The 18305-nt window shown below is 71.7% G+C and carries 17 protein-coding genes; 9 read left to right on the top strand and 8 right to left on the bottom strand.

Translation table 11 applies throughout. The features are described from left to right. Positions 1-75: 75 nt before the first annotated feature. Positions 76-1749 (top strand): ATP-binding protein, encoded by a 1674-nt coding sequence (locus tag K8625_RS05245; RefSeq protein WP_223781999.1) that lies wholly within the window; start codon positions 76-78, stop codon positions 1747-1749. 259 nt (positions 1750-2008) lie between these two features. On the opposite strand, the gene K8625_RS05240 is transcribed toward K8625_RS05245, so the two are convergent. Together K8625_RS05240 and hpf are read right to left on the bottom strand one after the other, a co-directional pair. Beyond that, positions 2009-4087, bottom strand: coding sequence for an MXAN_5187 family protein (locus K8625_RS05240; RefSeq protein WP_223781998.1), 2079 nt, complete (start codon positions 4085-4087; stop codon positions 2009-2011). A gap of 145 nt (positions 4088-4232) precedes the next feature. Beyond that, positions 4233-4592 (bottom strand): ribosome hibernation-promoting factor, HPF/YfiA family, encoded by a 360-nt coding sequence (gene hpf / locus K8625_RS05235; RefSeq protein ID WP_223745463.1) that lies wholly within the window; start codon positions 4590-4592, stop codon positions 4233-4235. 165 nt (positions 4593-4757) lie between these two features. Here hpf and K8625_RS05230 point away from each other — a divergent pair, with 165 nt between their 5' ends. Further along, positions 4758-5144, top strand: coding sequence for a response regulator (locus tag K8625_RS05230; RefSeq protein ID WP_223781997.1), 387 nt, complete (start codon positions 4758-4760; stop codon positions 5142-5144). Between the two features lie 84 nt (positions 5145-5228). After that, positions 5229-5675, top strand: coding sequence for a DUF2007 domain-containing protein (locus K8625_RS05225; RefSeq protein WP_223745461.1), 447 nt, complete (start codon positions 5229-5231; stop codon positions 5673-5675). Positions 5676-5683: 8 nt separating this feature from the next. On the opposite strand, the gene K8625_RS05220 is transcribed toward K8625_RS05225, so the two are convergent. Together K8625_RS05220 and K8625_RS05215 are read right to left on the bottom strand one after the other, a co-directional pair. Beyond that, positions 5684-6637, bottom strand: a complete 954-nt coding sequence (locus tag K8625_RS05220) for an N-acetylmuramoyl-L-alanine amidase-like domain-containing protein (protein ID WP_223781996.1) — start codon at positions 6635-6637, stop codon at positions 5684-5686. Then, entirely contained in the window at positions 6634-7650 is a 1017-nt protein-coding gene (locus K8625_RS05215) for a HEAT repeat domain-containing protein (protein WP_223745459.1), read from the bottom strand. The genes K8625_RS05220 and K8625_RS05215 overlap by 4 nt, the downstream gene beginning before the upstream one ends. Positions 7651-7776: 126 nt before the next feature. Between K8625_RS05215 and K8625_RS05210 the strand changes: the two genes are divergently transcribed. Together K8625_RS05210 and K8625_RS05205 are read left to right on the top strand one after the other, a co-directional pair. Further along, positions 7777-8094 (top strand): DUF4398 domain-containing protein, encoded by a 318-nt coding sequence (locus tag K8625_RS05210; protein ID WP_223745458.1) that lies wholly within the window; start codon positions 7777-7779, stop codon positions 8092-8094. Positions 8095-8111: 17 nt separating this feature from the next. After that, positions 8112-9527, top strand: a complete 1416-nt coding sequence (locus tag K8625_RS05205; RefSeq protein WP_223745457.1) for an OmpA family protein — start codon at positions 8112-8114, stop codon at positions 9525-9527. A gap of 436 nt (positions 9528-9963) precedes the next feature. Here K8625_RS05205 and truD read toward each other — a convergent pair whose 3' ends face one another. The 3 genes from truD to K8625_RS44100 are packed head-to-tail and all read right to left on the bottom strand — an operon-like array spanning position 9964 to position 13345. Next, a complete protein-coding gene (gene truD, locus K8625_RS05200; RefSeq protein ID WP_141333014.1) occupies positions 9964-10989 on the bottom strand; it encodes a tRNA pseudouridine(13) synthase TruD in 1026 nt (341 codons plus the stop codon). Next, on the bottom strand, positions 10986-12329 hold the full coding sequence (locus tag K8625_RS05195; RefSeq protein WP_223745456.1) for a DUF4388 domain-containing protein: 1344 nt from the start codon (positions 12327-12329) through the stop codon (positions 10986-10988). Before K8625_RS05195 ends, truD begins: the two co-directional genes overlap by 4 nt. 8 nt (positions 12330-12337) lie before the next feature. Continuing rightward, positions 12338-13345 carry a DsbA family protein gene (locus K8625_RS44100; RefSeq protein WP_370640298.1) on the bottom strand — a complete coding sequence of 336 codons (1008 nt, stop codon included), beginning with the start codon at positions 13343-13345 and terminating at the stop codon, positions 12338-12340. 53 nt (positions 13346-13398) lie between these two features. On the opposite strand from K8625_RS44100, the gene K8625_RS05185 reads away from it, so the two are divergent. Both K8625_RS05185 and K8625_RS05180 read left to right on the top strand, forming a co-directional pair. After that, the gene (locus tag K8625_RS05185) at positions 13399-14460 is read left to right on the top strand and encodes an asparaginase (protein ID WP_223745455.1); all 1062 of its coding nucleotides are present in this window, start codon (positions 13399-13401) and stop codon (positions 14458-14460) included. Between the two features lie 72 nt (positions 14461-14532). Continuing rightward, positions 14533-15444 carry a GGDEF domain-containing protein gene (locus tag K8625_RS05180; RefSeq protein ID WP_046715247.1) on the top strand — a complete coding sequence of 304 codons (912 nt, stop codon included), beginning with the start codon at positions 14533-14535 and terminating at the stop codon, positions 15442-15444. A 134-nt stretch (positions 15445-15578) separates the two neighbouring features. Here K8625_RS05180 and K8625_RS05175 read toward each other — a convergent pair whose 3' ends face one another. After that, positions 15579-17168 (bottom strand): HEAT repeat domain-containing protein, encoded by a 1590-nt coding sequence (locus tag K8625_RS05175; protein WP_223745454.1) that lies wholly within the window; start codon positions 17166-17168, stop codon positions 15579-15581. A gap of 131 nt (positions 17169-17299) precedes the next feature. Here K8625_RS05175 and rpsU point away from each other — a divergent pair, with 131 nt between their 5' ends. Both rpsU and K8625_RS05165 read left to right on the top strand, forming a co-directional pair. Next, positions 17300-17494 carry a 30S ribosomal protein S21 gene (gene rpsU / locus K8625_RS05170; RefSeq protein ID WP_002614080.1) on the top strand — a complete coding sequence of 65 codons (195 nt, stop codon included), beginning with the start codon at positions 17300-17302 and terminating at the stop codon, positions 17492-17494. A 97-nt stretch (positions 17495-17591) separates the two neighbouring features. Beyond that, positions 17592-18050, top strand: a complete 459-nt coding sequence (locus tag K8625_RS05165; protein WP_223781995.1) for a GatB/YqeY domain-containing protein — start codon at positions 17592-17594, stop codon at positions 18048-18050. Positions 18051-18305: the final 255 nt, after the last annotated feature.

Raw genomic sequence — 18305 nt, 5'->3', positions numbered from 1 at the left:
CGATAGGACGGCATCCATGCACATGTCGCGATGCCCGAGTGGCGTGGATGAGCCACACGCTTGGAGGAGCCACTCTTGAGACTGAGGACCCGGCTGGCGCTCGCCTTCGCGCTGCTCGCGTTGGTTCCTCTCGCGGTGGTCGTCCTCCCCACGCTGTCGCGCCTGCGTGACACGCTCTCGCGCGAGCTGGATGCCCGCATGGAGGCGGCCACCCTCAGCGCGAAGGAGTCGCTGGAGCGCTCGGCCGCGACGGCCCGCCGCGCGGTGGAGGAGCTGGTCGAGAGCCCCGCCATGGAGGACCTCGCCCGCGAGGCGCGCGAGCGCCCCACCCGCGCCATCCAGGCCGGCACGGCGGAAGCGCTGATGAAGACGCGCGGCCTGACGGTGCTCGCACTCTTCGACCGAGGAGGCACGGTGCTCTCCTCGGGCCACCTGCCCGCGCGGCGCGGAGACCCGGACCCCGTCCTCTTCGCCGTCACCCGCGAGTCGTCCCCCAAGCCCGTCCCCGTCCGCGTGGAGGTGCGCACGTCGTCGGGGCTGCGGCAGATGCCCGCGCTCGTCACCGCGCGGCCCATCGACTACGGAGACCTGCGCCTGTGGGCCGTGGGCGGCGTGCTGCTCGATGACAGCCTGGCGCAGCACCTGGCGCGACTGACGCAGGCCCAGGTCACGCTGGTCTCGGGAGAGAACGAGCTGGCGCGCGCCGGCACCGCGCTGCCGCCCACGGTGGCTCGGGAGCTGCCGTTGGGGGACACGGCCACGGTGCGGCTGGTCTTCAGTCGCGCCGCCGCGCGCGAGGCCGAGGAAGGCGTCATGCGCGCGTTCGTCCTGCTCGCGGGCCTGGGCGGTGCGTTCGCGGTGCTCCTGGGACTGCTGGTGTCCCGGTGGATGACGAGGCCCGTGGAGGCACTCACGGAGGGCGCCCGCCGCGTGGCCGAGGGCGCGCTGGACGTCCAGGTGACGGCGGATGCCACGGGCGAGGTGGGCGAGCTGGTCCGGACGTTCAACCACATGACGTCCGAGCTGAAGGCCACCACGGAGCGACTGGTGGCCAGCGAGCGCATCGCCGCGTGGCAGGAGGTGGCGCGGCGGCTCGCGCATGAAATCAAGAACCCGCTCACGCCCATCCGCATGTCGCTGGAGACGTTGCTCGCCGCGCAGGAGGCACGTCATCCGCGCTTCCCGGAGCTCTTCAAGGAGAGCGCGGGCGTGGTGCTGGAGGAGGTGGACCGGCTGCGTCGCATCGTCGACGAGTTCAGCCGGTTCGCGCGGATGCCCAAGCCGCAGCTCGCGCCGGTGGACCTGTCCGAGCTGGCGCAGAGCGTGCTCGCGCTCTACGCCACGCCGCCCGAGGGCATCCAGATTCTTCCCGTCCTGCAGACGGGCGTGGTGGCGCGGGTGGACCGGGACATGCTGACGCAGGTGCTGGTCAACCTGGTGAAGAACGCCGAGGAGGCCATGGCCGGCAAGGGCGGCAACCTGCGCGTGCGCGTGAAGGGCACGGACACCGACGCGCTCATCGAGGTCGAGGACAGCGGGCCGGGCATTCCCCTCGAACACCGGGCCCGCATCTTCGAGCCGTACTTCACCACGAAAGATGGAGGCACCGGGCTCGGGCTCGCCATCGCGGCGCGCATCCTCCAGGAGCACGGCGGCAAGCTCGAGGTCGGCGGAGAGCCGGGTCAGGGCGCGCGCTTCAGCGTCGTGCTCCCCCGCGCCGAGAGCATCGGGACCGTCAGCGCCCGGTAGGCCAGGCGCCTCGAGCCACCGCCCAGCGCGCGGGCCAGGGGACACGAGGCCTCGCGCAGGCGTGGCCCTCGCGACGCACTGCATGTGTGGAACAAGGGGCGGCGAGCCTTCTGCCTCGAATCGATACGAAACGCGCGGACGTGCCTGGAGCCCAACGCACCGGACACGAGCCGCCGCGTGCCGCGGCCCCGGAAACGTACGAAGCCCGAGGCAACCCGCGCCTCGGGCTCCGACTGTCACCTCACGGTGAGCGCCGCGCTCAGTCCTTGACGGGCGTGGCCTTGAGGGCGGCCTTGCCCTCCTTCACGTAGACCTGGAAGCGCACCGTCTTGCACGCGTACTTCTGGACGAGCTGCTCCTTGTTCTTGCGCAGCTTCTGCACGAACTTGTCGTACGTCAGGCCGTCGGCCGGCTCGCCACAGCGCTCGCGCGTGGTGACGAACTCGCGGAAGACCTCCTGGAAGTGCTGCTCCTCGGAGAGCGCCACCGCGGAGTTGCCCGAGGGCCCCGCGCCCGGCAGCGGAATCGCCGCGGCAGCCGCCCCACCCCGCGCCGGCAACGGAATCGGAGCGTCGGGAGGACGCGCGCTCGCCTGGAGCAGCTCGCGAGGAATCGCCGCGACGCGCGTCGTCTCCGGGTTCTCCGGAGACTGCGCCGCCGCCAGCGCGAACGGGTTGGCCGCCTGCTGCAGCGAGTACGCCGCCGTGGGCTGGTCCTCGAAGGCGAACGCCCCCCGACGCGGCGACGCCGGCGACAGCGACTCCCCATTGGGCTCCGGCTCGAACGGCATGGACGACGCGGAGCCGAACGGCGTCGCGGGCGGCACCGCCGGAGGAGGCGGCGTCGAGGCAGGAGGCGCCGGGAACGGGAACGGCTCCGCCTGGGCGAACGGGTCCGCCCCACCGAACGGGCTGGACGGAGCCGCCGAGGGAGGCGGCAGCGCGAACGGGTCCGCCATCGGCGCGGGCGCCGCGGGAGGAGGCGGCAGCGCGAACGGGTCCGCCCCGAACGGCTGAGCCGCCGCGGGCGCCGGCGCCGCATGGGCGAACGGATCCGCCCCGAACGGCTGGGCCGCGGGAGGAGGCGGCGCGGAGGCGAACGGGTCGGGCAGCGGCCCCGGCGTCGGCACGGGAGGCAGCGGCGAGGACGCGAACGGGTCCGGCAAAGGTCCCGGCGTCGGAGCCGCGGCCACCGGCTGCGGCGGGGGCGGCGTGGAATGCGCGGCGGGCATGGCCGCCGGAGCGCTCGCCGCCATCGCGGCCGACAGGCTCAGCGTGTCGGAAGAGCCCTGGACCTCGTCACCCGAGGCCCGAGCGCCTCCCATCATCGCCGCCCACACCAGCGTCAGCACCAGCAGGCCCGCCAGGGCGAAGAGCGCGCTCTGCTGATAGTCCGCCAGCGCGCCCAGCACCGCCTGCGTCCCGGCCACGGAGAACACCTCCACCGAGGTCCCCTCCAGCGTGCGGCGAGAGGCCACCGCCAGCGGCGCCTGACCGCCCATGACGTCGCCGTCCGTGAGCATCGGCAGCGCGACGGGCCCCAGGCTCTTCACAGCCCCACGGCGCACCACCACGCCGTTCGTGTTCGCGGCCACCTGCGCGAGCGAGCCCTCCGCCAGGAGCTTGTCCGGCCCGAAAGCCGTCACCGAATCACCCTTCACCAGACCGAGCGCCGTGACGCCCGAGGCCTGCACCGCGGCCTCCAGCGCGCCCTCGTCGAACAGCGGCGCGCCCACCACCAGCGTCACCGCCGGCTGCACGCCGAAGTCCCCGCCCCACAACACCGGCACCGCGGCGAACACGTGGGTCGTCCCCAGCGCGTCCACCACCGTGGTGCCCGCCTTCACCAGCGCCGCGACATCCAGCTTCGCGCTGTCGGAGGAGGGCTCCCCGCCGACAACGGCGTGGAACGCCGCGTCCGGAGCGGCCAGCGCCACCACCGCGCCCTTGAGCTCCTTGGGCAGCACGGCCTCGGCGGCGGTGCGGACGGCGGAGAAGCGCTCGGCGGTCAGCGGCTGCAAGCCCGCCTTGTCGTCCTCCTTGTCCTTGTCGCGAGAAGAGGCGCCGTACTGGGGACGCGCGGGCGTGGCGGGCTTAGGCGGCTGCAGCGCGTGCACCGCGCTCGCCACGTCCGGCGTGGCGGCCAGCTTCAGCGCCAGCGCCTGGACCTCCGCGCGACGCGCATCCACGCGGCGCGCCACCTCCGTCACGCCCGAGGCGGACTGAGCCGTGGCTCCTTCCACCGCGCGCGCGCGAAGCGGTCCCGACAACATCGGGAGATGAGCAAGCCCCAGTCCGATGACCAGGAACGCGAAGAGGAGGAACTTGAGGCGGACCATCGCCGTCCTTTAGCCCATGGGTGAAGGGTTCCGCTTATAGCGTTCACCATTCGGACCCAGCAAGATTCGGACAGCGGACAACTGGGGCCCGGCCGCCTGGCCCACAGCCAGGAAGACCGGGCCCTACACCCTGATACGTGTTGCGCTAATAGGTGGGCACGTTCGCCGCCACGTCGTCGGGCAGCCCGTCCGTGCGCACCTCGCGGCGCCGCTCCACGGCCTTGCGCACGCTGCGCTCCAGCCGGTCACGCGCCGCGTCGATGGCCTGGAACAGCGTCTCCGCCGTCTCCGTGACGTGGATGGCCGCGAAGTTCGGCATGCGCACCGTCGCCCGACACTCCTTGTCCACCCCGCCCTTCGGGCCGTTGATGTCCACCAGCGAGATGTCGATCTCCGCCGCCTCGTCGTCCGCGTACCGCTCGATGTGGCTCACCAGATGTTCCTGCAGATAGTCCCTCAGGGAATCCGTCAGGGTCAGATGCACGCCCCGCATCAACACCTTCATGGCATCACCTCCGGGGCCAAAGATGGACAGTCCCCGGCGGATGGACAGCCCATTGCCCCGCGGTGAGGGGCGCTCTTCCGGCCGCCTGCCCTCCGAGCGGCGCGGCGCGGGTGGCGCGGCCTTCGCGGCGGACGTTTCCGACAGGTGCCAGGGTTACCCAGACGCATGGGTGCCGAGCGAATCAAGGTCCTCCTCGTCGAGGACGACGCAGACAGCCGGGAGCTCCTCGCGGAGCTGCTCGAGTTCGACTTCGACGTCGTCACGGCGAGTGACGGCCTGTCGGGCTGGAGGGCCTTCGAGAGCACGCATCCGGACGTGGTGGTGACGGACGAGTCCCTGCCGGGACTGACGGGCACGGAGCTGGCCCGGCGGGTGAAGGCCCGCTCCGCGCGCACGCGCGTCATCCTGGTGTCGGGCTACACGCAGGTGGATGGCGCCGAGCACTGCGACTTGATGCTGCGCAAACCCATCGACGTGGAGCGGCTGAGCAGCGCCGTGGGCAGGTTGGGGGCGGAGGCCCGCCACTGGTCGGGCGACGACGCCCGGCAGTGAACGGAAGGATGGGCCCCAGGTGCCGCGACGGGACAGCGGCCCTACCATGTCCCTCCAGGACATCCACGGGCAGGAGGGACGGACATGAGATACTGCACCAGCTGCGGCTCGGAGTACCGGGATGACATCGAGCAATGCTCGGACTGCCCGGGCAGCCCCCGGTTGGTCGAGGCCAGCGAGATGAGCCGGCGAGGCCTGCCGCTGCCCCACGAGCTGGACCAGCGCGTCTTCGCGCGCGCGGGCACGACGGACAACCCGCTCATGGTGGAGGTCTTCACCGGGATGCTCGAGGAGCGGGACATCCCGGTGCTCGTGCGCGCGGGACGCTCGGGCGTGGTGGACAAGCTGACCACCGGGAACCTGCTCCCCTGGTGGGAGATTCTCGTGCCCGAGGAGATGCGGGAGCGCGCGGCGCTGCTCATCGAGCGGGAGCGAGCCCAGGAGGCCGCCACCAATGACGAGGCCGCGCGGGCCGCCGAGGAGGAGGAGCGGGAGACCGAGCGCTCCTCGCCCCCGCCGCCCGCCTTCTGACGGCCCCGTCAGGGTGAGCGCACCACCGCGCTGGAAGGAGCGCTGTCCGGCCTCCGCGCCTCGAAGAGACTCACGCCGGTGACCTTCCACTTCGCGTAGCGCGAGTTGCGCGTGAGGAAGGTCTCCAGGTCCTCGTCCACCACGCGGTTGTAGCCGCCGCGAGAGGCGTGACGCAGGAAGGTGCGGTGCTTGCGCTGCACCACGAAGCCCAGGTGGGTGATGCGCGTGGCCTTGAGGGGCAGGTCCTCGCGCATCACCACGAGGATGGTGCCGGAGGGGATGTCGCGCGCGTGCGCCATCACCTTCTCCAGCGGAATCATGTCCAGCGCGAACGTGCCCGTCGGCTGACGCTCCCGGGGCAGCTGGAGCGACTGCGACGAGCGCGACTGCCAGGTGGTCTTCGTCAGCGTCTTCGTCACGCTGACGGTGTCCTCACCGCCGAGCGCGCGCGTCACGTCGCGCAGGAAGCCCTTGCGGATGTTGTTGGGCAGCCACTGCGCCTCCATCAGGTGGTTGCGGTCCTCGTACGAGGGCGTCCGGGCGTAGCGGATGTGCTCGAGCAGCGCGCCCACCTCCGGCTCGGAGCGCGCCAGCCCCAGCGCCATCGACTGCTCGACGAAGGTGAGGCAGTCCACCGCGTCCAGGCGGAAGGTCGGGTCGGGGTCCACGCCCGAGCCCTCGCCCAGCGGGGACAGCACGTAGGGCGTGTTGATGAAGCGCGCGCTCATCGACAGGAGCCGCTCGGAGAGGGGCGCCTCCGTCGCCTGGGCCACCAGGGCCGCGAAGCCGCTCGCGTCCAGGCCCGTCCAACCGTTGGCGCGCGCGGGCGTGGCCGTGGCCGCCTGGGCCGCGGCCGAACCGGATTCCACCAGCCGCGCGGCTCCGGGCGCGACGTCCTGCTTCGAGGAGGCCCCCGGCGCCTGGGTGAACAGCGCCGAGGCCAGCACCACCGCCCACGTCATGGCGCCACGCCCGCCCTTCGCAGGATCACCTTGCGGCGATCATCCGGGAGCTGGAGCGTCTCCAGCTCCTTCTCGTACGCCAGCTTCTCGTCGTTCTTGGCGTTCCACGACGCCAGCACCAGCCAGTCCAGCATGGACGGGTCGCCGCCCTGGTAGAGGATGCGCGCGGCGCCCGCGGCCAGCGTGCGGTCCTTGTCCTCCAGGAGCGGCTTGAGCGCGGGGCTCGCCTTCTTCGCCACCACGCCCTCGAACAGCTCCAGCCCCTGGCGCCGCTTGAAGCGGTCCGAGTCGCCGAGCAGCTTGTTGGCGAAGGCGAAGCCCTCCGGGGCGCCCAGCCGGCACAGGCCGCGCGCCGCCGCGAAGCGGGTGCTCTCCGAGTCGTTCTCCAGGAACTCCTTGAGGGACTTTGCCTGCTTCGCGTCCCCGGCCTCGCCGGCGGCGGCCAGCATCGCGGCGCGCACCTCCAGCTCCTGCTCCTCCTTGGCGGCCGCCATCAGCGCCTTGCCCACCTTGGGGTTGCGCGAGGCGCCCAGCGCGCGGGCCGCGTCCCGGCGCACGCCGCTGCTCTTGTCGTTCAGCAGCGGCAGCAGCACCTGCACGTTGCGGCTCTTGAGGCGGGCCAGGCCCTGCGCGGCGTACATGCGCACCGTGCTGTCCCCGTCGCCGGCGAGCTTCACCAGCGCGGGCTCCGCCGAGCGCGTGTCCAGCCCCGCGAGCACCGCGACGAGGTTGCGGCGGACCCGCTCGTCCAGGGCGCGGCGCAGGGCCTCGGTGATGAGGTCCGCGGCGAAGGGCTCCTCGCGCAGGTAGCGCAGGCGGGAGACGGCGGCGGGCACGGCGCCGCCCTGCAGGACGGTCTGGACCACCTTCTCCGTCTCGGCCTGGCGCTCGGCGCGCTTCGCGGCGGATGCCTGGGCGGACAGGGCCAGGGGGGACACGAGCAGCGTCAAGAGCAGCAGGAGGCGGGCGGGGAGGACGGGCGGGCGCACGGGAGGGGGACGATGGCAAGCCATGCGCCGGCCGTCAAAGTCCCTGGCGCCGGGCCGCCCCCCCACCAACAGGGTCTGCCCGATTCTTGACCCCCCAAGAGGCGATTGATACGACCGATGCCTCTGTCCCTCCTCTAGAGGCGCCACGCTATGAAGAAGCTGACGGTGCTGGTGTCGGTGGCCGGGGCGCTCGCCGCATGCGGCCCCGTGAAGTCCACCGCGAACATCCTCGACGCCGAAGTCCAGATTCAGGCCGCGCGCACGGCCGGAGCCGACAAGCTGGCTCCGTACGAGTGGACCGCCGCGAACCTGTACCTCGACAAGGCGCGTGAGGAGGTTGGCTACTCCGACTACCAAGCCGGCGTGGACTTCGCGGTGAAGGCGTCGCGCTTCGCCAACGAGGCGCGCGAGAAGGCCATGTCCGTGTCGGGCAGCAGCGACACCGGCGAGAGGACCCCGAACCCGTGACGCTCCGAGTGCTCCCGATGACGCGTCCCTGTCTTGTAGCGCTCCTGTCCCTCCTGCTCGCCAGCTGCGTGAGCGGCAGCAAGATTCGCGCGGACACCCAGGTGCTCGCCGCGGACGTCGAGCGCGCCCGCCGCAGCGGCGCCTTGCGCTGCGCGCCGGTGGAGCTGGCCACCGCGGAGGCCCACCTCGACTTCGCCAAGGGCGAGTTGAGCCAGGGCAACAGCGGCCGTGCCGCCTCGCACGTGCGGCTGGCCGACACGGCGGTGGACCGGGCGCTGGAGCTGTCGAAGAGCTGCGGCCCCCGGCAGGTGCTGGTGCGCGAGCGCCCCGAGGCCCCGCAGGCGACGACGCCGACGACGCCCGAGCCCCAGAAGCCGCCCCAGGTCGTGGTCCGCATCGAGGAGACGGACAGCGACGGCGACGGCGTGCTGGACAAGGACGACCCCTGCCCCGACCAGGCCGAGGACAAGGACGGCTTCCAGGACGAGGACGGCTGCCCGGACCCGGACAACGACAACGACGGCGTGCTCGACGCCAACGACAAGTGCCCGCTGGAGCCCGGCGTGCTGGAGAACCAGGGCTGCCCCGCGCTCGCGCCGACGGACCGCGACGGCGACGGCATCAACGACAACCTGGACAAGTGCCCGGACCAGCCCGAGGACAAGGACGGCTTCCAGGACGAGGACGGCTGCCCCGACCTGGACAACGACAATGACGGGGTCGTGGACATCCAGGACAAGTGCCCCAACGAGTTCGGCCCCATCCAGAACCTGGGCTGCCCGGACCGGGACAACGACGGCGTCAACGACGGCCAGGACAAGTGCCCGGACGAGCCCGAGGACAAGGACGGCTTCCAGGACGAGGACGGCTGCCCCGACCTGGACAACGACGCCGACGGTCTGGCGGACGCCCAGGACAAGTGCCCCAACGAGGCGGGCCCGCCGGAGAACTCGGGCTGCCCGGACAAGGACACGGACAACGACGGCGTGGTGGACCGCCTGGATGCGTGCGTGGACGAGCCCGGCACCAAGGAGCAGCGCGGCTGCCCGAAGCAGTACAAGAACGTGGTCATCAAGAAGGACCGCATCGAGATCAAGAAGCAGATCCTCTTCTCCTCGGGCTCCGCGAGGATCCTCGGCAACAAGCAGAACAACGGCATCCTCGACGACGTGGCGCAGGCGCTGCGTGACGCTCCGTGGATCGCCAAGGTCCGCATCGAGGGCCACACCGACTCGCTGGGCAAGGACGAGGCGAACCTGAAGCTGTCCCAGAAGCGCGCCGACGCGGTGATGGCGCAGCTGTTGCGGCGCAACATCGACCCGGGTCGGATGGAGGCGGTGGGCTTCGGTGAGACGCGGCCCATCGGCCCGAACACCACCAAGGCGGGCCGCGCGCAGAACCGCCGCACGGAGTTCAACATCATCACGCAGTAACTTCCGCTCCACGCGGAAGCAGGCACAGCGCCTCCCGGGCTTCGTCCCGCGGAGGCGCTTGGCTTTCAGGGGTGTGTCACCGCGCGGGACGGACCGCCCCTCGCGAGGACCCAAGGCGCCTGCCGCCGCGCCTGCGTCCTGGGGCCCGTCACCGCGCGGGGCGGGCATCCCTGGTGATGACGCGGGGCCTTCCAGGCGCGGCGCCCACGGCAGGGCCCGCGCCGTCATCCCGGGCGAGCGGCTGGCTGGAGCGCCCGAGCATGAGAAGGGCCTCAAACCCGACATCGGGGCCGTCATCGGATGAGCGCGGTGGCCGCGGGGCGGGCCCCCTGTCCACAGGGCCCGATGGCCCGGGAGTCAAGCCTGGTGCAAGCCAGCTCTCGCGCCGGCGGCGATATCGGAACAGGGCGGACAGCGCCGCCTCGACGCCTCCAGCTCAGTCGTCCTTGAGCAGCTCGTGGAGGACCTCGGTGGCGTACGCGCCCCGGGGCAGCTCGAAGGTGAGCCACAGGTCTTCACCCTCGGGCGTCAGCTCGGGCGAGCCCAGGCGGACGCGGTACGGCCTGCGCCCGCCCTCCGTCTCGCCGCCGCCGCGCTTGAAGTCGTCCAGCGTGACGCCCTCGCCCGCGAGCAGCCTCGCCTCCACCTCCGCCACCTCGCCCGCGGAGGCCGTCATCTTCGGGCCGAACAGCGGCCCCGCCGGGCTCACCTCGAACGCGGCGACGCGAGGCCCGTCCACCTCCGGCGCCTCACACACGAAGAGGCCACCGGTCTCCTCCTTGCGCAGCACGTCTCCCAGCAGGGCCGTGGACAAGGTGCCCGCGCGCACGCGGTCCGCGAGCGCCCGGTTGAAGATGCGCGACTGGAAGGCGGAGAGGTAGAGCTTGCGCTGGAAGCGCTCCGGCCGCTTCGGCAGCCGCTGCCCCAGCACCAGCAGGCGCCCCAGGTCCGCGTTGTCACCCGCGCGGCCGAAGCGCTGCTCGCCGAAGTAGTTGGGCACGCCGCCCGCGGACAGCCGCGTGAAGGACTCCCGCGCCGCGCCCACGTCGCGCACGCCGCGCAGGCGCAGGCGGAAGCGATTGCCCTTGAGGTGCCCGGTCCGCAGCTTGTTGCCGTGCCGTCGCGACCACAGCACCTGCACGCCCTCCAGCGCGAAGTCGCCCAGCTTGGGCTCCGCGCGCGCGGGCACCGAGATGAGCTGCCGCGTGACGGCCTGCCGGTCCTTCATGCCCGCGACGCCCACGTCGTCCTCGGACACGCCCAGCACCTGGGACAGCGCGCGCACCACCTCGCGCGTGTCCCGGCCCCGCTTCTCCAGCCACAGGTAGAGGTGCTCGCCCTCGCCCGAGGGCTGATAGGCGGGGAGCTCCTCGACCTCGAAGTCCTCGGGGACCAGCTTGAAACCACCACCACAGCCGGGGACATCCGCCGTCAACCGCGGCCAATCCGAATCCGTCGTCACGAGCCCTCGAGCGTCGCCAGCAGCTTCTTCACACGACGGGCGAGGTCCTCGTCCGCGCGCGACTCCAACAGCTCACCGGCCTGGAACAACAAGAAGAACATCACGTCGCTGAGCGCCTGCTTGAAGGAGGCCAGCGGCTCGGAGCCCAGCTGCGCGTGGTGCCGCTCGAAGGACTCCATCAGCTTCGCCTCGGCCAGGCTGCCGTCCGCCTGGAAGGACAGCCCCTCCAACACCGGCGAGGACGACAGCGCCTGCCCGGACAGCGCGGCGTTGGCGGCGGCGATGAACTCGCGGTCCATGCCCTGCTTGGCCACCTCGTCGCGAATCTCCCGGAAGATGAAGTTGAACACGCGCGCCGCCGGACGCGGGTCCACCGCGGGCGCAGCGCTCGCCGCGGGCTTGCCCTGCGCGGTGCCACCCTGCCCCACCGACTGCCCCGGCGTCGGAGCGCTCCCCGTCGCGACGGCCACGGGCACCAGCAGCGGCTTGTCCGTCACCGACGCGAAGCCGCCCTCGAGCAGGCGGAAGACGACCTTGGTGATGTCGAACTCCGACAGCCGCGCCGCGTGCCCCAGCTCCAGGATGGTGCGGCGCCCGTCGACCAGCCCCAGCACCCGGTCCTCGTCCTCCTCCAGCTTGCCGTCGGAGCCGCGCTTCTTGGCCACGTACAGCCGGCCGTGGGGGATGCGCTTCCGGAAGTGCGCCATCTCGTCGATCTTCCGGATGCTGTCCATCAGCAGGCTCTGGGTGGAGAGCTGGATGGAGTGATTCGCCTTCTCATCCACCGGCTGGTCGATGAGGAAGAAGCTCCCCTCCCGGCACAGCACGATGGCGTGGAAGATCTCACTGACCTGGTGCGTGACGCACTTGAAGAGGTCATGCGCCTGCAACAGACCCTTCTCCACCAGCGCGCGGCCCACCTTGGACGGAGGCTGGCCCTTCAGCGCGGCCTCCACCTGGGGACGCTCCACGTAGCCCAGGCGCACCAGCACCTCGCCCAGCCGGTCCGCCGGGTCATCCGACGACGCGCCCCGCACCTCGCCGTCGCGGAACGTCACCGAGCGCTCGCCGCCGGGCGAGTGCACCCGGATGATGCCGCTCCAGCGCGACTGGCTGAGGAAGGCCATCAGGTCCGACAGCGGGAAGCCGCCCGCGTCGCCGGAGAGCACCACCCGGGGCGCGGGGATGCTGCCGCCCTCGCTGGGCCCCCGGGAGAAGATGAGCAGGTCCGGCGCCGTGGGCATCAGCGCGTACGTCCCCGAGCGCCCCGCCAACGGAGAGGGGCTCTGGCGATCCTCGGGGACGAGCTGCCCCGCGTCGATGCGGAACCGTTGCGTCATCTGCCGCGTCAGTCAGCCGCCCAGGCGTTCTTGTTCGTCACCCACTCCAGCTCATCCTCCATGCTGTGGGTGAGCAGCTCCTCCTGGATGAAGCTCAAATCCAGCGCCCGGCCGTTGAAGTACACCGTCGGAGTGCCCGACAGCCCGGCCGCGCGGCCCTGGTTGCGGAAGCCCTCCAGCTCCTGCTTGTACGAGTCCGACTTGAGCACCGCCGCCAGCCGGTCCTCCTCCAACCCCAGCTTCTTCGCCAGCGCCACCAGGGCCTCCGGCTTGAGGTTGTCCTGGTTCTCGAAGAGCGCGTCGTGCATCTGCCAGAACTTGCCCTGATCTCGCGCCCACAGCGCCGCCTGGGCCGCCGGCACGGCGTTGACGTGGTTGGACAGCGGGAAGGGCAGGTAGCAGAAGCGCACCTGGGAGGCGTTCTTCTTCGCGAAGGCCTCCAGCACCGGCCGCGCCTTGGCGCAGTACGGGCACTCGAAGTCGGAGAACTCCACCACCGTCACCGGAGCGGACGCGGAGCCCATGCACATGCGCTCGTCCACCTTGAACTTCGCGCGCTGCTCGCGGAAGGCGCCGTAGTACTGGGACAGCTGGACGATGACCTCCGTGGCCGGGCTGCCCTCGGACACCATGCGCGCGGCCACCCGCGCCATGCGCTTGGCGTGGCGGCAGCCGGTGTGCGACTTCAGGCAGGCCCCCAGCGTGTGGGGGCAGCCGCAGTAGCAGAACTCATCGCTGAGGACCGTGGCCAGCTCCCGCTTGGAGGCCGCCGACAGCGAGGAGAAGTCCATGCCGGGGATGCCCAAGAGCGCCTGGGAGGGGTCCGCCGGCGGGGCCGCGGGCTCCGGGGGAGGCGCGGGGGGCCGGGCCTGGGCGGCCGGAGCGGCGGGCGCCTGGGTGGAGGCGGGCGCGGAGCCCTCCGGGTTCTTGCAACCCGAGCCGGTCAGCGCCACGGCGACCAGCAGGGGAACGACAGGCTTCCAGCAGGAGAGGAGCACGCGGCGGGTCTTAGCCACGCGCGAGGGGCTTGTAAAGCAACGCAAGCCTTGCCAAGGAGGGCCCCTTGCCCATGCCCAGAGTCCTGCTGCTGCACACCGGAGGCACGTTGGGGATGGCCGGAGGTCGGCCCTCCGCCCTGCGCCCCGCCGCCTTCTTCAAGACGCTCAAGGCCCGCGTCCCGGAGCTGTTCCAGCTCGCCGACATCGAGCTGCAGCTCTTCAGCAACCTGGACAGCTCCGAGATGCAGCCCGAGCTGTGGCAACGCATGGCCACCCACCTGCACCACCAGCTCCAGGACTTCGACGGGGCCGTGGTGACCCATGGCACGGACACGCTGGCCTACACCGCCAGCGCGCTGTCCTTCATGCTGCGCAATCCCCCCTGCCCCATCGTGCTGACGGGCTCGCAGCGGCCGCTGGGCGAGGTGCGCTCGGATGCGCGGCTCAACCTCATCGACGCGGTGCTCTCCGCGGTGAAGGGGCCGCGCGAGGTCACCATCTGCTTCGACTCGCACCTGTACCGGGGCAACCGCACGCGCAAGGTGAAGGTGTCCGAGTACGACGCCTTCGAGAGCCCCAACTGCCCGGTGCTGGGGACGCTGGGCGTGGACGCGACCTTCGAGCCGGGGCTGCGCGCCCGGGGCCCCTTCAAGCTCTACGAGAAGCTGGACCCGCGCGTCTTCATGCTCAAGGTCTATCCCGGGCTGGACCCGGCCCTGCCCCTGCAGCTGTTGCCGCACGTCCGGGGGCTGGTGCTGGAGGCGTACGGGGCGGGCAACTTCCCCATCGCGCCCGAGCTCGGACGCTCGCTCATGCCGCTGTTCGTCCAGGCGAAGGAGCGCGGCGTGCCGGTGGTGGTGGTGAGCCAGGCCCACCGCAACGGCGTGGACCTGAGCCTGTACGAGTCCGGGGCGGCGTCCCTGGCGCAGGGGGCCATCGGTGGCGCGGACATGACCCCCTCCGCGGCGCTGGTGAAGCTGATGCAGGCGCTCGCCTACCACCCCCGCTCCCCGGAGGCGCTGGCGCGGTTCATCCAGACGCCGGTGGCGGGGGAGCTGAGCGTCGGACGGAGGACAGTCGAGCCGGAGGTGCCCAGCCGGCCCCGGACGACGCGGCGGATCCACGCGGGATGAGCGATTGGGCCGCGTGGAAGCCGGCAGCATGCTTGCCGCCATGAAAAAACGGCCCATAAGATGGGTGTTGCGATGTCCGAGGAGAAAACTTCCGTCCATTCCATTTCGGACCTGCTGGGCAACGCCCAGCGGCAGAGCGCTTATTTGATTGTCATCAGCGCCAAGTCCGCGGCGGGCATCGGCCGGATGTTCAAGCTGGACCGCTCCGAGGTGGTGCTGGGGCGCAGCTCAGAGGCGCAGTTCCAGGTGGAGGACGACGGCATCTCCCGCAAGCACGCCAAGGTGGTGGCGCTCGGCGACGGGCGCTTCCAGCTGATGGACCTGGCGAGCACCAACGGCACCTACCTCAACGGCCTGAAGGTCAACGCCGCCCCGCTGTACGACGGCGACAAGATCCAGATCGGCTCCAACACCGTCCTCAAGTTCTCCATCCAGGACGAGCTGGAGGAGCAGTACCAGCGCAGCATCTACGAGTCCGCCACCCGCGACGGCCTCACCCGCGTCTACAACAAGAAGTACTTCCTGGAGACGGTGCGCAAGGAGTTCAGCTACTGCCTGCGCCACCGGGTGCCGCTGTCGCTGGTGCTCTTCGACGTGGACCACTTCAAGAAGATCAACGATGCGTACGGCCACCCGGCCGGGGACTACGTCCTGACGCGCATCGCCCAGCGGGTGACCGACACGGTGCGCACCGAGGATCTGCTCGCGCGCTACGGCGGCGAGGAGTTCGCGCTGATGCTGCGCGAGTCCGCCGAGGACCAGGCCCTGGCGTGCGCCGAGCGCTGCCGCCACGCGGTGGACAAGGCCGACTTCGTCTTTGGCGGCACGCCCATCAAGGTGACCATCAGCCTGGGCGTGGCGACGCTCCTGGACTCGGACTTCTCCCAGCCCGAGGACCTCATCGCCGCCGCGGACAAGTACCTCTACCGCGCCAAGCGCGCGGGCCGGAACCGCGCCGACGCCAAGGCCATCAGCGGCCCGTGAGTCGTCACCGTCGGGCGCGGGGACGCCCCCTCGCGCCCGGGCACCACTGACGTCGGTGCCCGAAGCCTGGCTTGCCATCGCCATCAGGCGCGGGGTTCGCGCTCTCGCCCGGACGTCTGGCCGCGCTTCTGACGTCAGTTCCCGAAGCCCAGCTTGCGCAGGCCCGCGCGGGACACGTGCTTGACGTGGGTGTCCGCGTCGCGCGCCGCCGCGTCGGAGAGCGCCGCCGCGGCATGGGGCCCGCCCAGCCTCCCCAGCGCGAGCGCCGCCGCCACGCGCACGTCCGACACCGGGTCCTCGCGCAGGCACGTGGCCAGCACCTTGACGTGGGCCGCGCGGCCGATGGCCTCCAGCGCCCGGGCCGCCGCGGCGCGCACCACCGGGTGCTCCGAGCCGAGCAGCTCCGCGGCCATGTCCCCCCGCGCCGACTGGCGCTGCCCCGCCACCACGTCCAGCGCGGCGGCGACCACCTCCGGCGAGCCGTCATCCAGCGCGCGCTCGGTGGCGTCCATCACCTCGGGCTTTCGCACCGACAGCGCGCCGAGCACCCGCACCGCGCCCGCCCGCACCACCGGCTGCGAGTCCTTCAGGAAAGGCGTCAGCGCGTCCAGCCGCAGGCTCTCACCCTCGCGGCAGTCGGAGAGCGACGTCAGCGCCTGGCCCCTGAGCGGCGCGGGCATGCGCGAGTCCCGGGCAGCCTCCAGGAAGAAGCTCCCGCAGCCCTTCTCCCGCTCCATGGCCTCCAGCCACGGCCGGGCCACCTCCAGGTCCTTGCCCTCGAGCCGGCGCTCGGCGGCCACGCGCAAGGACGTGCCCTCCGACTGGGCCATCCGCCGCGCCGCCGAACCCCGCACCTTGCGGTCCACGTCCGTGAGCGCGCGCTCCAGCTCCTTGCGCGCCAGCGGCCCATAGACGCCCAGGGCCAGCACCGCCGCGTCCCGCCGCTGGGGCTCGGGCGCCGTGAGCTCCGGCTGGAGCGACTCCAGCTCGCGCGAGTACACGGCGAACAGCCGGTTCACCAGCACCTCGTCCGCGGGCCGCGCCTCCTCCAGGAGCAGCCGCCCCACCGAGGAGTCCAGGCGCAGCGCCACCGCCTTGAGCGCCGAGGCGCCAATCCCATCCGTCTCCTCGGGCCGCGACGCCGTCGCGTCGAGCAGCACCCGGGCGGGCCTCCGCCCCAGGAAGGCCCCCAGGTGGGCGAGCGCGGTGCCCCGCTCGCGAGGGTCCTCCGAGTACAGCTCCACCTCCAGCGCCTGCCGGATGGCCTCCCGCCGCGCCCACACCCGCGCCGCCGCCTCCGGCCCCCGGGCCCCCGCGTCCCGCAGGAAGGTGGCCGTGGACTGCCCCGCCTCCGCCGCCGCGCGCGCCGCGGTGAGGCAGGCCGCCAGGTCCGAGGACGCGGGAGACCCCGCCACCCACTCGGCCAGCACGCGCTTCTCCGTCAGTTGCCGCGCCTTCGCGTCGGCGCGCACGGAGGCCCAGCGCACGCGCCAGTCGCCATCCTTGCGGGAGGAGGCCAGCGCCTCACGTGGGACGGGCCGGATGTTGCCCAAAGGCGCCACCCAGGAGTCCACCCGCCCGCCGGACAGGCACGAGCCGCACACCCGGGCACGCAGGGCGCGGTCCGCCACATGGCGCTGGCAGGAGTTCCAGCAGTCGGTCGTCCCGGTGCCACCACGCTGACCGGTCGCCAGCAGCACCATCAGGAGGAGGGCAGGGCTCACGCAGGCGACACTCTAGTCCAACCGCGCGCGGCTTTTCCCGCCAGCGTCCTTGCGTTTTACCGGCCACTGGGACATACCGCTCCCCCTTCGAAGTACGCACACATTGACGCATGGCGGAAGGAGGTGAACGCATGCCCGGTATCCGAGTGAAGGAGGGAGAGTCCATTGAGAGCGCCCTCAAGCGCTTCAAGAAGGCCACTGAAAAGGCCGGAATCCTTTCCGAGATCCGCAAGCGCGAGCACTACGAGAAGCCTTCCGTGAAGCGGAAGAAGAAGGCCCTCGCCGCCAAGAAGCGCGCGGTGAAGAAGGCCCGCAAGTCGTTCTAGTTGCGAGGCCGGCGTGTGAGCCGGGGCGCCCCCCAGTCAGGTGCCCTGGCTCCCGTCGTCTGAAATCCCCCGAATCCCAGCCAGCGGAGTTGCGAATATGGCCACCCTCAAGGAGCGGATCGACGCGGACCTCAAGGACGCGATGCGGTCCAAGAACGAGCTGCGCACCACCGTCATTCGGGCGATCAAGAGCGCCGTGAAGTACAAGGAAGTGGAGCCCGGTGCCTCCGCCCTCGACGACTCGGGCGTGATGAGCGTCATCACCGGCCTCATCAAGAAGGGCCGCGACTCCGCGGACCAGTTCAAGGCCGCGGGCCGGCCGGAGCTGGCGGAGAAGGAGGAGGCCGAGATCGCCGTCCTCCAGAGCTACCTGCCCCAGCAGCTCACCCCCGACGAGCTGGTCGCCGCCGTCCAGGCCGCCATCGCCGAGGTGGGCGCCAAGAGCGCCAAGGACATGGGCGCGGTGATGAAGAACCTCTCCCCCAAGCTCCAGGGCAAGGCCGAGGGTCGCGCCATCTCCGAGGCCGTCAAGGCGGAGCTCGCGAAGCTCGCCTGAAGTCCCCTGTCCCACCCCTCTGGAGGCCACCCGGCGCAGGCGGTGGCCCCCTGGGGTGGAAGGCCCGGGGTGAGCGGAAACTTGCTCCCCCGGCCCCCCGTCATTAAGTGCCTGGGCCAGCCCATGGTGTACCGCCCCTGTCCAGGGGAGGTACCCAACGGGCCGTAGGAGCCCCAACGTGTCCCCACACCCTCACGACGCCTCGCGCCTCCGGTCCTCCGCCCTCGTGGGCGGGGAGAGCCACCGGGTTGGCGG

The sequence above is a fragment of the Myxococcus sp. AS-1-15 genome (assembly GCF_020037055.1).
GTDB classification, from domain to species: Bacteria; Myxococcota; Myxococcia; order Myxococcales; family Myxococcaceae; genus Myxococcus; species Myxococcus fulvus.
Note: the sequence above shows the minus strand (reverse complement) of the source record. Positions and strands in the feature narration are given on the sequence as shown.